General features: G+C 38.1%; 15 protein-coding genes. 7 read left to right on the top strand and 8 right to left on the bottom strand.

What is annotated here, in order from left to right:
- The first annotated feature begins 133 nt into the window (after positions 1-133).
- On the top strand, positions 134-1,708 hold the full coding sequence (locus ACORJQ_RS11445) for a peptide chain release factor 3 (RefSeq protein WP_321324660.1): 1,575 nt from the start codon (positions 134-136) through the stop codon (positions 1,706-1,708).
- 180 nt (positions 1,709-1,888) lie between these two features.
- Here ACORJQ_RS11445 and ACORJQ_RS11440 read toward each other — a convergent pair whose 3' ends face one another.
- The 8 genes from ACORJQ_RS11440 to ACORJQ_RS11405 form a co-directional block, all read right to left on the bottom strand.
- Positions 1,889-2,536: an OmpA family protein gene (locus tag ACORJQ_RS11440; protein ID WP_321324658.1), complete on the bottom strand. Its 648-nt coding sequence runs from the start codon at positions 2,534-2,536 to the stop codon at positions 1,889-1,891.
- Between the two features lie 422 nt (positions 2,537-2,958).
- Complete coding sequence (mgtE, locus tag ACORJQ_RS11435) at positions 2,959-4,317, bottom strand: magnesium transporter (RefSeq protein ID WP_321324656.1); 1,359 nt, start codon at positions 4,315-4,317, stop codon at positions 2,959-2,961.
- Between the two features lie 241 nt (positions 4,318-4,558).
- Entirely contained in the window at positions 4,559-4,891 is a 333-nt protein-coding gene (gene hpf, locus ACORJQ_RS11430) for a ribosome hibernation-promoting factor, HPF/YfiA family (protein WP_321324655.1), read from the bottom strand.
- A gap of 270 nt (positions 4,892-5,161) precedes the next feature.
- Complete coding sequence (gene lptB / locus ACORJQ_RS11425; protein ID WP_321324653.1) at positions 5,162-5,884, bottom strand: LPS export ABC transporter ATP-binding protein; 723 nt, start codon at positions 5,882-5,884, stop codon at positions 5,162-5,164.
- 3 nt (positions 5,885-5,887) lie between these two features.
- The gene (gene lptA / locus ACORJQ_RS11420) at positions 5,888-6,478 is read right to left on the bottom strand and encodes a lipopolysaccharide transport periplasmic protein LptA (protein WP_321324652.1); all 591 of its coding nucleotides are present in this window, start codon (positions 6,476-6,478) and stop codon (positions 5,888-5,890) included.
- Between the two features lie 6 nt (positions 6,479-6,484).
- Positions 6,485-7,141: an LPS export ABC transporter periplasmic protein LptC gene (gene lptC, locus ACORJQ_RS11415; RefSeq protein ID WP_321324650.1), complete on the bottom strand. Its 657-nt coding sequence runs from the start codon at positions 7,139-7,141 to the stop codon at positions 6,485-6,487.
- A gap of 22 nt (positions 7,142-7,163) precedes the next feature.
- A complete protein-coding gene (locus ACORJQ_RS11410; RefSeq protein WP_321324649.1) occupies positions 7,164-7,706 on the bottom strand; it encodes a KdsC family phosphatase in 543 nt (180 codons plus the stop codon).
- A gap of 72 nt (positions 7,707-7,778) precedes the next feature.
- Complete coding sequence (locus tag ACORJQ_RS11405) at positions 7,779-8,768, bottom strand: calcium/sodium antiporter (protein ID WP_321324647.1); 990 nt, start codon at positions 8,766-8,768, stop codon at positions 7,779-7,781.
- A gap of 264 nt (positions 8,769-9,032) precedes the next feature.
- On the opposite strand from ACORJQ_RS11405, the gene ACORJQ_RS11400 reads away from it, so the two are divergent.
- The 6 genes from ACORJQ_RS11400 to ACORJQ_RS11375 all read left to right on the top strand — a co-directional run bounded on the left by ACORJQ_RS11400 (position 9,033) and on the right by ACORJQ_RS11375 (position 13,138).
- Positions 9,033-9,635 carry a DUF72 domain-containing protein gene (locus ACORJQ_RS11400; RefSeq protein WP_321324644.1) on the top strand — a complete coding sequence of 201 codons (603 nt, stop codon included), beginning with the start codon at positions 9,033-9,035 and terminating at the stop codon, positions 9,633-9,635.
- A gap of 364 nt (positions 9,636-9,999) precedes the next feature.
- A complete protein-coding gene (locus ACORJQ_RS11395) occupies positions 10,000-10,818 on the top strand; it encodes an ABC transporter ATP-binding protein (RefSeq protein WP_321324642.1) in 819 nt (272 codons plus the stop codon).
- Between the two features lie 6 nt (positions 10,819-10,824).
- Complete coding sequence (mlaE, locus tag ACORJQ_RS11390; RefSeq protein WP_321324640.1) at positions 10,825-11,634, top strand: lipid asymmetry maintenance ABC transporter permease subunit MlaE; 810 nt, start codon at positions 10,825-10,827, stop codon at positions 11,632-11,634.
- 55 nt (positions 11,635-11,689) lie between these two features.
- Positions 11,690-12,160 (top strand): outer membrane lipid asymmetry maintenance protein MlaD, encoded by a 471-nt coding sequence (gene mlaD, locus ACORJQ_RS11385; RefSeq protein ID WP_321324638.1) that lies wholly within the window; start codon positions 11,690-11,692, stop codon positions 12,158-12,160.
- Position 12,161: 1 nt separating this feature from the next.
- On the top strand, positions 12,162-12,836 hold the full coding sequence (locus ACORJQ_RS11380; RefSeq protein WP_321324636.1) for an MlaC/ttg2D family ABC transporter substrate-binding protein: 675 nt from the start codon (positions 12,162-12,164) through the stop codon (positions 12,834-12,836).
- A 2-nt stretch (positions 12,837-12,838) separates the two neighbouring features.
- Positions 12,839-13,138, top strand: coding sequence for an STAS domain-containing protein (locus ACORJQ_RS11375; protein ID WP_321324634.1), 300 nt, complete (start codon positions 12,839-12,841; stop codon positions 13,136-13,138).
- The last annotated feature ends 111 nt before the right edge of the window (positions 13,139-13,249 follow it).

Genomic DNA, 13,249 nt, shown 5'->3' with positions numbered 1-13,249 from the left:
GATAGTTTTTAACTAATTAATTTTGGACGTTTTTTCACTTGAAAATTACAACCTCTCTCTACTTGGTTTTTTGCGTTAACAGCACACAGCTTGTATAATCGCCCCACATTTTAACGAGATTACTTGGACAGTTATGTCATTACAACTTGAAAGCAGCAAACGCCGCACATTTGCGATTATCTCCCACCCGGATGCCGGTAAAACCACGGTAACTGAAAAGCTCCTTTTATACGGTGGTGCCATTCAGATGGCTGGTGCGGTTAAAAGCCGAAAAACCGATCGCGGAGCCACTTCTGACTGGATGAAAATGGAGCAAGAACGTGGTATCTCGGTTGCCTCATCGGTGATGCAGTTTCCATATAAAGATGTGATGATTAACCTATTGGATACTCCAGGGCACGAAGACTTCTCTGAAGATACTTACCGTACTTTAACAGCGGTAGATTCGGCTTTAATGGTTATTGATGTGGCAAAAGGGGTAGAGGACAGAACCATTAAGTTAATGGAAGTATGTCGTTTACGTACTACACCAATTTTAACGTTTATCAACAAGTTAGACCGCGAAGGCCGTGACCCAATTGATTTAATGGATGAAGTTGAAAGCGTGCTTAAAATCGATTGTGCTCCAATGACTTGGCCGATTGGTATGGGTAAACGCTTTAAAGGGATTTATCATTTATACAATGACACGATTCGTCTATTTGCTGTAGCAGATGGTCAAAATGCCTCTGCTGGTGAGTTGATTGAAGGTATTAATAATCCTCGTCTAGACGAGTTAATTGGTGACCAAGCAGAAGAGTTACGTGAAGAGATTGAGTTGGTTCAAGGGGCTAGTCACGAATTTGATTTGGATGCTTTCTTGGCAGGTAAATTAACTCCTGTGTTTTTTGGCTCAGCGGTCAATAACTTTGGTTTGCAAGAACTGCTAGACGGCTTTGCTAAATATGCACCTACTCCGATGAGTCGTGAAACTGAAACGCGTACTGTTAAGCCAGATGAAACCAACTTAACTGGTTTTATTTTTAAGATTCAAGCTAATATGGACCCCGCTCACCGTGACCGTGTAGCTTTTATGCGAATTGTCTCTGGTAAATATGAGAAAGGCATGAAGCTAAAACACGTACGTATTGGTAAAGAAGTTAAAATCGCAAAAGCGATTACTTTCTTAGCTAATCGTCGTGACCAAGCAGAAGAAGCTTATCCAGGTGATATCATTGGTTTGCATAACCACGGAACCATTAAAATTGGTGACACCTTTACCCAAGGCGAAGAGCTTAAATTTACTGGGATTCCAAACTTCGCACCAGAGCTTTTCCGTCGTGCACAGCTAAAAGATCCAATGAAAATGAAAGCATTGCAAAAGGGGTTAACGCAGTTATCAGAAGAGGGGGCAACTCAGTTGTTTCGTCCTGTAAATAACAATGATTTAATTCTAGGTGCGGTAGGGATTCTTCAGTTTGAGGTAGTAGCGCAACGTCTTAAAGATGAGTACAACGTAACCTGTATGTTTGAACCTGTTAACGTAAATACCGCGCGTTGGGTGATTGGCGACAAAGCTGAGATTGAAAAGTTTACCTCTAAGGTTCGTGAAAACGTTGCTTATGATGCGGCTGATCAGTTGGTTTATATTGCACCAACTCGCGTTAACTTGGCATTAACAGAAGAGCGTTGGCCAAACTTACAATTTGTTGCGACTCGTGAGCACTAATTTTTAAATTTAGTTATTTCTTTATCATTAAGTTTAAAGCAAAAAAGCCAAGCAATGTTAATTGCTTGGCTTTTTTATTGGCTAAATTTTTAGCGGTATCTTTAATGCTGTAATTTTTTGTTTTCAAAATTACCAGGCCTGGCAAATAATGATTTTGCAGGCCTGGTAATATTAAAACTATTACATTTCGCTAATTAAGAATGTCACGCGACGGTTTAAACGTTTGCCTTCAGCTGTTTGATTGCTTGCAATAGGACGCTCTTCACCATAGCCGTAAGTCACGATTCGGCTAGATGCAATTCCGTTATCTATTAAATAAAGGGCTACATTCTTGGCACGGTTCTCAGACAGTTGTTGGTTGTACGCTTTGGTACCATCTGAATCGGTGTGACCTTCAACATACACCTTAGTGTTTGGGTGACGACTCATTGTATCTAAAACAGGTTTTAGACGACTTAATTCATAAGGTTCTAATTGTGCTGAGCCTGAACGGAAGTTAACGTCTTTAACCTGTACCTGAACGTATTCTTGATCACCAATTTTAACTGCAGAAACATCTGTGTTTGGATCATTAGCAGTTCCCGCTTTTACATCACCATAAACCTGCCGAGCTGTATAACCTGCTAAAGCCCCAACCGCGACTTTACCTAAGTTGTTATCAACTCCCATCGCATTAGCAGCTAAAGCCCCAGCAACGGCAGCAATACCAGTAATAACATTACGTTCTTGTTCACGCTCTTCAGTAGGGCGGCTTGGATCATTGGTACAACCTGCTGTTATAGAAATAAGTGAGGCTGTTGCAATGGCGGCAATAAATTTTCTATTCATGATTCCATCTCCAATAGAGGGATTAGTTATTGTTAATTGTAGAGTACACATGAAATATGGAAAAAAAAAGGAAGATTTAAAAATGACGTTTAATTTTTTATTTTGATGGTATCTCTTTTGAGATAGATCAAATTCAATCTGCTTTTAACCATAATTGACTTTAAAAGGTCATTTATATCACTGACTCTACTTTAGTAAATTTGTTTTATTATTAGGTTAGTTATAGTGGATATTGTTTAGACTTTCAAGTAGGTCGATGGTTAAGCAAGTATATTTTCATTGTGTGTATATGGGTAGTTTGGCTATGTTTGATTTAGTCTATGCTTAAATAAAATAGATATCCACAGGATATACCCAGGCCTGGTAAAAAAGAAAATAAATTAGATATGAATAAGGAATCAATAAGCTTAAGAGGCAATAGACTAAAGGAGAACAATAGTTGCCAGACCAAGGAAAACAAAGAAACCTAAGGAGTCGGTAACCGTAGTGAGCATGAGTCCAGAAGCTAAAGCGGGATCAATTTTTAAGCGCTGCAACATAATCGGTATCATTGCTCCTGCAAATGCAGCGGCTAATAAATTAATCATCATTGCGAAAGCAAAAATCAAGCTTAACTCTGTATCGTCAAACCAAAAAAGTACCCCAATACCAGTTAATACCGCCCAAATTAGGCCGTTGAATAAACCAACAGTCGTTTCTTTAATTAACAGTGAGCGACTGTTGCTGCGAGCCAGTTTACCAGTAGCTAACGCCCTAATCACAATGGTGGCCGTTTGAGTACCTGCAATACCACCCATGCTGGCAATAATTGGCATTAATACAGCTAAGGCCACGACTTTTTCTATTGAGGAGTCAAATAGGTTGATTACTAAAGAGGCAAAAATAGCGGTAAGTAAATTAATTCCTAGCCAAAATGTACGGCGTTTAGCTGCACGTTTTGCAGGTGCGAAAATATCTTCATCTTCATCAAGACCGGCACTTGCCATTTGAGCATGCTCGGCTTCTTCACGAATAATATCAACCACGTCATCAATGGTTACACGGCCAAGTATTTGGTTGTTTTCATTCACAACTGCAGCAGATAAAAGGTCATTTTTTTCAAATATGTGTGCCACTTCTTTGGCTGAAGTTAAGGCTCTGATACCTGGAATACGAGAATCTAAAACATCTTGTACTAGAGTGTCTTCATCATGCGTCAGTAAAACGGTTAGTTTTAAAATACCAACAAACTTACTTTCACGGTCTCTAACAAATAGTTCTGCGGTTGATTCTGGTAAGGCTCCTAATGAACGAAGATAACGTAACACTACGTCTAGAGTAACGTCTGCACGAATGGTGATTAAATCGGTACTCATTAAACCACCAGCCGTATTTTCGGCATAGGTCAGTGCTGTTTCAACAGCGGCACGGTTTTCTTCACCTAATGAGGCAAGTAGAGCTTGTTGATCTGATGAGTCTAACGATTGGGCAATGTCGGCAATATCATCGGTTTCTAGATCTTCGGTAATATTGACAATTTCGTGCGTTTTTAATGATTCAAGTAGGTTAGCGGTTACTTCGTCATTGGTATGGGTAAGGATTTCACCCTGACGATCTTTATCAATTGATTGCCATAAAATTAGACGCTCTTTAATCGGCGTCGATTCTAAGATTTCGGCAATTTCTTCGGCAACTAAATGAGAAAACAGCTCATTGATTTGAGCATGATTTTCAGATTCAACGGCGGCAAGTAGCTGGTCGATTAGCTTGGCTTTATCAATGGCAGAATGGTTTTGTGTCATAGCCATCTCCTTGCAGCTGATGAGAAAATCTAAAAATGATTGAATCTATTTATTTGAGGTTGCATTAACGGATTGTGATTATTCGCTTATTTTGAGAATACAAAACGAAATTTACTTAAGAACCTATGAAAGATATTGTAGCAGTAGATTTTTAAAATTTGGGTTTAAAAGATGCTTTTTTCAGGCACAAAAAAACGCCCTGAACTGACGTTAGGGCGTTTTATATAATTAGCAATCTAGATTAAGCTTCTTCAGCAGGCATGCTTTTTACTCCGCCAGACTTTCTATTATGGTCGCTAATTTTTTCTTTGTGTTTCACAATTTGACGATCTAGCTTATCTATCAGGCCATCGATTGATGCATACATATCTTCAGTGTCATGCTGGGCAAATAAATCTGTACCTGCACAGTGAACAGTGGCTTCAGCTTTTTGAGACTGTTTTTCTACTGTTAAGATTACATGAGTATTTGTTACATGGTCAAAATGTCTAGAAAGTTTACTCATTTTTTCTGAAACATAATTACGAAGAGCATCAGTAAGATCGATGTGGTGGCCAGTAATATTAATTTGCATAGTATCGCTCCTTTATATTGTGTCATTGCGATTCTGTTCAGGTTTGGGCTGGGTAATTTCATTGCCTGTGAATGAATTTTAGAGGTTAACTTTAGCTAAAATTCCCTGAACTCGATTTCAGTATAACATCAAGATTTTAAAATGGGAGTAGGTAATGATTAAGAAATTTTGAAGAAAGTAAATAAAATGAATAGATACAAATAGATGGCATTTAAAAATTTTTTTTTATAGTTTTTAAACTCGGTTGCAAAGGGGCGTCTTGTCTAAAACTTAGGTAAAGTCTTCACCCAGATAGACACGTTTTACTTCTTTGTGAGCTAAAACTTCTACAGGCGTGCCTGCCGCTAATATAGTCCCTGCATGCAGAATGTAGGCATAATCACACACACCAAGAGTTTCTCTCACATTGTGGTCGGTAATTAACACTCCAATGCCTTTATCTTTAAGATGAATAATGATGTTTTGTATGTCTTTTACTGAGATAGGGTCAACGCCAGCAAAGGGTTCATCTAATAAAATAAAACTGGGTTCCATTGCCAAGGCTCTAGCTATTTCTACCCTACGGCGTTCTCCGCCGGAAAGGGCTTGGCCTGGTTGCTCAAGAATGTGCCCAATTTGTAAGTCATCAATCAGGTTTTCAAATAAGATATTTCGTTGGTCGGTGGATAACTCAGGACGCATCTCTAAGATGGCCATAATGTTTTCAGTTACGGTCAGTTTTCTAAAAACGGAGGCTTCTTGTGGTAGGTAACCTATACCAAGTTTAGCTCTTTCGTGAATTGCGAGATTTGAGATTTCTTTATCATCTAAAAATATTTGACCATCGTCATTTTTTACCAGGCCTGTCATCATGTAAAAAGTGGTGGTTTTACCGGCACCGTTTGGCCCAAGTAACCCGACTACTTGACCGCTGTGAACATCAATGTCTACCGAGGTAACTACGTGGCGTTTTTTATAGCTTTTAGCTAGTTTGCGAGCATAAAAATGAGCCATTTTTTACGGAGCCTGCTTTTTAGATGGAGTTGAGCTATTAGCCGGTTTGTCTTTTTCTTTTACTGTTGCAGGATTAAGTGTAACGGAAATGCGTTTCTTTTCAGTGTCACTGCTTTGTGCTTTTAAGGTTTGCTGTTCAATATTGTAAAACAGTTTTGGCCCCGAAATTACGTGTTTGCCAGGTTGTTCGACCAATGCGTCACCCACCAAAAGTACGGTTTTATTAAGGGCGTTGTATTCGATTTTTTGAGCTCTACCTTTTAACCACGCCTGGTCAACTTGGCTATAACGTTTAAAGGTTGCGGGGTTGCCTGTGGCAATTACTGTTGTAAGCTGATTCTTTGGATGGGAAATATCGACGGTTTCGCCTTTTAGAGTTAAGCTGCCTTGGGTAATAATAACGTTGCCTTTATATATGCTCTTACCTGTTTTTTCACTAGCAATAAGGCTGTCAGCACTTATATTGACTGGCTGTTGCTCGTCTGGCAGGTTTGATTGTGTTTGGCAAATAGCTTGATTTGAAATCATCAAGCTTGTTAAGCCAAGTAGAGTCAATGTGATTAGGCGTAAAAAGTTATGTTGCATGCTATTCATTATAGGCTATGGCTCTTTTGCTTGAATGTCGTTGGGTTGCATTTTTTGCGGGTAATAGGTGCTTTTAACATCGGAGAGTAATTCTAAGTCAGTCGTTTTTAAATTGGCTTTTAATCCTGTTCCGGTTGTTTGGCCATTGTATTGTTTAATGGTCACTTTTGCATCTGTTGAAAGTTGATTTGTTTGTAAATTGTAACTTATAAAGTCAGTGGTCAGAGTGAACGTGTTGTGCGGTTTGCTGTCTGTTTTGTTATCTGTTTTATTTGCTTGTGAGATTGAATCTGCTGTTGTGTTGGCTCTTTGAGTAATAACGACGTTATTTTTAAAGTTTAAAACGTTGTCTTCTTGGCTGTCACCTGATTCACTTTGTAAAGTTGAGATGGTTTTTTTATCCATAAGCTCAACGCGAGGCTGTAAGTATTCGCTCTTTTTTTCAAAATCTTTATAGAGAATGCTTTTTGCTTGAATAATGGATTGTTTTTCAGGTTCCGCAGGATTGAGATTCCAAACGGTTGTTTGAATAGCTTGCCAGCTATAGCTTAGTGGTTTTTTAGCTTGCTGAGAGAGGATGTCTGAAGTGGCAGGTTGCTGATTAGTAATCCACAAGGCAATCGCACCAAGAACAAGTGCAAAAAGTAAGATGCGTATTCGTGCAAGACTCATGAATCAACACCGCCAACCAAAATTAGTTTAGGTCTCGTAAGAAAAAGTCCATATGCTGCTGCCAGGTATTTTGAGAACGCATAATGATTTCACAGACTTCTCTAACGCAGCCTTGACCACCACCATGTTGCGAAATATAGTGAACTCTTGATTTGACTTCATTATCGCCATCGGCAGGTGTAACCGCTAGCCCTATACGCATCAGTATTGGCAAGTCTAATATGTCATCACCAATGTAGGCAATTTCATCCAACTCAAGATTTAAGTCGTCAACCAGTTTTAAAAAAGTTGGTAGCTTATCAGGAACACCCTGAAACACGTGTTTAACTTTTAAATCATTCATTCTATTGGTAACAAGTTGGGATTTACGCCCAGTGATAATACCAATTTCTACTTGGCTCTTTTGTAGAAGAACCATGCCATGACCATCACGTGTGTTAAATGATTTGTACTCAATACCATCATCACTATAGAACAAGCGATTATCTGTCATTACACCATCAACATCTAAAATAAGAAGTTTGATTTTTTGAGCTTTTGCGATGATATGTTCAGGGATATTCATTATAAGCCTTTTGTATAACTCCAAGAGCAGGATAGCTGTCTCTTAGAGTGAGATGAAAGTTTGGCTTATACTTTAAACACCTGCGGAGCGGAAGTAAAGCGTAACGAGGTAGGTAATAAACAGAACAACTAGGAGTAGGCCTCGTGATTTGCTGATTACAGCCACACCGTTTCTTGGTAGAGCCATCAATAACATCAGGAATGTAAAGCCAAGCATAATAGGTAGGTCTATGGTCAACATGTCTCTGTCTAAAATAGACGGAGCTAAAAGCCCAGGCACGGCGAATACTGCAAGTATGTTAAATAAGTTAGAGCCCACAATATTACCAATCATAAGATCAGCTTCATTTTTACGAGCGGCGGCTATGGCCGCTGCTAGTTCAGGTAAACTGGTACCAATGGCAATAATGGTTAAACCAATAATGACATCAGGTACTTCAAAATAGTGAGCAATGCTTTCAGCACCCGAAACCATCATTTTGGCACTTAGCATTAATATGACTAAACCCCCAAATAGATAAACCAACGCTTTTTCTTTAGATAGATCTGGTATCTCATCAATTTCATGTTGAGTTTCCGCGGCGATGGGATCATCTTTGCTGATGGTTTTATTGGCTTTAATCATCCATGTCATGACGAAAACAAGTGCCACGATAAGAATTGATCCATCTACGAATGATAAACGACCATCAAGAACCAAAAGGTAGGCACCAATTGATATAGCAACAAGGATGGGGAGTTCTCTTTTAATAATTGAAGATTTAACCGTGATAGGGACTAAAAGGGCGGTTACCCCTAAAACTAAACCGATGTTAGCTATGTTTGAACCAACGGCATTACCAATTGCTAGGCCAGGACTGTTGTCTAAAGACGCTAGAACGGCTACAACCACTTCAGGCATTGAAGTACCAAAACCAAGTACAACCACCCCAATGACTAGAGGCGAAATTGAATGGTGTTTTGCTGTGCTTGCCGCACCTTCTATAAAGATATCAGAACTCCAAACGAGGAATGCTAATCCAATAATGAGAAGGATACTTGGAAGCAATAGTGCTGTAAACATTACCAATCTGCCTTTTTATGTATTCGTCAAAAAATTGAGGAGGGATTATAACCAAAATCATTGTGGAAATAAACTTTGTTTATGGTTCTCTAGTTGCTTGATTTTATAACAAAAACCTTTCGAGGTTTATTTTGATTGGGCGTTTTAAGGGAAAATAAGCAAAAGTATTAAGATTTTAAAGCCCATTAGTTACTCAGAAAATCCATAAACAAGATAAAATAATTAAATGTCTTTTTTAATTTAGAAATGAAGGTTTTGTTGTAAATGGATAATCTACAAATTGGAACATTTGGCTGGCAGTATGAATCTTGGAAGGGCGATTTTTATCCTGATGGTATGCCAGAAGAGTGGATGCTGGATTATTACAGTAACGGCTATAGAACCGTTATGGTTCCGCAAGAAGATTGGTTAACTTGGAATGAGGAACAAATTGAAGAAATCAACGATGCGGTAGAGGGAAATTTTAGTTTCTATTTTGAGGTGCTTAATGAGTGTGATGATGTCAAGCTTAAGCAGCTGCAAAACATCGTAGGGGAACTAAAAGAACGAGCCGCTGGTGTCATTGTTTTTACTGAAAAGCCAGTTGAAGATAAAAGCTGCCTAGGTTTGCCTATTACTTTGGTTTCTAAAACACAACTTATAAATGGTTGGAAGTGGCAGATTGGAGATGTGGTTTGTTCAGGTGCGGTTTGTGGTGTTGTTCCCCAATTAACAGAGGACGCTAAAGAGCAAACTGCTCTATTACAAAGTTTTGTGAAGGCTTTGCCTGATAAAATATTGGGAGCACCTCTTTTTATAAAGACTAATCCAATTAGTATGAAACAGGTATACAACCTCAAAACAATTAGTGAATTACTGGGCTATTAGTAGGATTACAAAATCTATTTAGCTGTTTAAAAAGGGTGTTCTTAGATATAAAACCTTGAAATTTATAGTTCAGCGTTTAAATGTTCAAAGTTTTGTCATGTTTTAATAATGATTTACATAACGAATTAAATAATGATTTAAATAGATGAAACTATCTACATGACTCAGTCATAATTAAGGTCTTGTCATAAGATTGTCACAGCAAGTAATTTATGAGTATAGACTCTGATACAGAGTTTTCTCTATCTTTATAATTTACAGCCAAACTAAATGCGATAAAATACCAGGCCTGGTAAATTAACAAAACGCATTTAAATAACCGTAACGGAATTGTCATTAGGGCAATAAACATGCAAAAGCAGATATGCAGAATCAGACATTAATTGAAATTAAAAACCTAACCTTTTCGCGCGGCGAGAGAGTGATCTTTAATGACATCTCTTTAAACATTCCTAAAGGTAAAGTTACGGCCATTATGGGACCGAGTGGAACAGGTAAAACTACTCTGTTGAAGCTCATCGCGGGTCAACTACAACCTGATTCGGGTACGATTATGGTTGAAGGGCAAAATGTACATAAATTACCCCGTAAAAAACTCTATCAATTAAGAAGAAAGATGGGCATGCTGTTTCAAAGTGGTGCTTTATTAACCGATTTGAATGTGTTTGATAATGTAGCTTTTCCTTTAAGAGAGCATACAAAACTGCCTGAGTCGGTGATTTATCCATTAGTGTTAATGAAACTACAAGCAGTGGGTTTACGAGGTGCAAAAGATTTAATGCCTTCCGAGCTGTCAGGTGGTATGGCCAGAAGAGTGGCATTAGCTCGTGGTATTGCTCTTGATCCAGAAATGATTTTTTACGACGAACCGTTTGTAGGGCAAGATCCGATTACGATGGGTGTGCTGGTTGAACTAATTCGTAAACTCAATGATAGTTTAGACTTAACCAGTGTGGTGGTTTCTCATGATGTAAATGAGGTTTTATCGATTGCAGATTATGTATGTGTCATCTCAGAAGGTAAAATTATTGCTCAAGGAACCAAAAAAGAATTGTTAGAAGAGAAGACCGGTTATGTAAATCAATTTATTAATGGATTACCTGATGGTCCTGTACCGTTTCACTATTCAGATGATTCGTATTTGAATGACATGCCTTCAAGTAAACAAGCTAAAAATGTGTAAAAAGAAATGAGTCAACAACAGAATAAGCAATCAATGATGAGTTTAGGCTTTTTACAAAAGCTTGGACAAAATAGCATGTCAATATTGAGCTCGTTTGGTCGCGGAGCTTTCTTTTTAATCTCTTTGATTCCAGCAATACCTTATTCATTATGGCGAATAGATTTATTATCAAAACAAGTTTATCAAGCGGGTGTTTTATCTTTACCAATCATACTCACAGCGGGTTTGTTTGTGGGAATGGTTTTGAGTTTGCAAGGGTATAATGTTCTTGTTGATTACAACTCAGAAGAGGCTGTTGGTACTATGACTGCACTCTCTTTATTAAGAGAGTTAGGTCCGGTGGTGGCGGCATTATTATTTGCCGGCCGTGCTGGTTCAGCTTTAACTGCAGAAATTGGATTAATGCGTTCAACAGAACAAATATCCGCATTAGAAATGATGGCAATTGACCCTCTTAAATACATTTATGCTCCTCGTTTAATGGCGGCTATTATTGCGTTACCTCTGTTGACCTTGTTATTTACTGCCTTGGGTATTATAGGTGGTTATTTAGTTGCAGTAGGTTGGTTGGGTGTAGACGAAGGTTCTTTTTGGTCACAGATGAACAGTCACGTTGACTGGAATGAAGATGTAATAAATGGCATTATTAAGTCTGTAGCATTTGCGGTTTTGATTGCCATTATTGCCCTTTTTCAAGGTTTTGATGCAATACCAACTTCTGAGGGCGTGAGTAATGCCACAACTAGAACAGTGGTGCATAGTTCACTAGGTGTTCTTGGATTAGACTTTATTCTAACAACGTTAATGTTTAATTAGGCATGGCTGTTTAATTAACCACGCACAAAATAAATCGCATATTTAAGGAAAACAGATGAAACGACAGGCAAAAATTGAAATTTGGGTAGGAGCGTTTGTTTTAATGAGCATTCTTGCCTTAGTGATGATTGCTTTTCAAGTGAGTAACTTTAGCTCTTTTAAAGAAAAGCCTAGCTATCAAGTGAGTGCACTGTTTGACAATATTGGTGGCTTAAAAGTAAGAGCACCAGTAAAAATAAGTGGCGTGGTAATTGGCCGTGTAACTAATATAACTGTTGACCCACGATCATTTAAAGCACGGGTTAGCATGAAAATTGACAAAACTTATAATGATTTACCAATGGATTCATCAGCCTCAATTTTAACGTCTGGCCTTTTGGGTGATCAATATGTTGGCATTGATATCGGCGGTGAAGAAGAAGTGCTAAAAAATGGCAGTGAGATTGAATTAACTCAATCGGCCTTAGTGTTAGAAAACTTAATTAGTCAGTTTTTAGTTAAGTTTAGCGATAGTGGAGATAAATAAGATGCGTACTGCAACTTTACATAATACGTCTTTAGTAAATTCAAAAAGCCTAAAGCTATTCTTAGCTATGTTGTTTGCATTACTGTTTAGCAGTTTTGTCTCAGCAAATGACTCTGTTATTAAGCAAGATGACCCACAAACAATGGTCTTGGATTTATCTAATAAAGTCATCTCAGAATTAAACGCGAACAGAGAAGCTTTGGAAAGTGATCCTGCAAAAATCAAAGAGTTTGCGATGGCTTATGTTTTGCCTTACATAGACACTGATAAGATGGCACGTTATGTCATGGGAAAACATTGGCGAACTGCAAGTGATAAACAGCAAACAGAGTTTGTAGATGCCTTCACCAATACATTGATTCGCTCTTATTCACAGAGCTTACTCAAGTTAAATATTGACTCGGTTGATGTTAAGAATGCTCAAGAAGAAAAGCCAGGTCGAGTAACGGTAGCATCGAGCGTTTTGCAATCGGATGGTAATCGTTCTGATGTGGTTTATCGTCTTTATCTAAATAAACACACCAAAAAATGGATGTTATACGATATTTCTGTGGAAGGGATTAGCATGTTGCTGAGTTACCGCAAAGCCTATGATTCAGATATTTCTAAAAAAGGTTTGGATGCAGTGATTACTGAGATGCAAACCAAAAACGCTGAATTTAACGGAAAAGCATAAACGTGGCTACAGATAATAACAACTTAGCTGAATGCTGGAATGAATCAGAATCTAAGTTGGTTTTACCAGAGCAACTTTCTATCGACCTTTTAGCGGAGTTGCTAAAACAAAATAGTTGGCTGGCGTTGCCTGTTAAACAAGTCGATTTTACTCATGTTATTAAGGCAGATAGTGCTATTTTTGCTGTATTGTTAGTGTGGGCTGCAAATCTTGACGAGAAGTTACAGGTAATAAAATTACCAGAAGAGTTAACAACCCTAATTAAGCTTTATGATTTAGAGGATGTAGTCGCTTTAGTTTAATTTTGTGTGTTTGAATTAAGAGTAAATGCCGCACTATTAGCAATAGATTAAATTATTTGGCAGGTATTAAATCTAAAAAATATTGATTGAAAGGATTGTTTAGAATTCAAT

This window comes from Thiomicrorhabdus sp., from assembly GCF_963662555.1.
Taxonomy (GTDB): domain Bacteria; phylum Pseudomonadota; class Gammaproteobacteria; order Thiomicrospirales; family Thiomicrospiraceae; genus Thiomicrorhabdus.
Note: the sequence above shows the minus strand (reverse complement) of the source record. Positions and strands in the feature narration are given on the sequence as shown.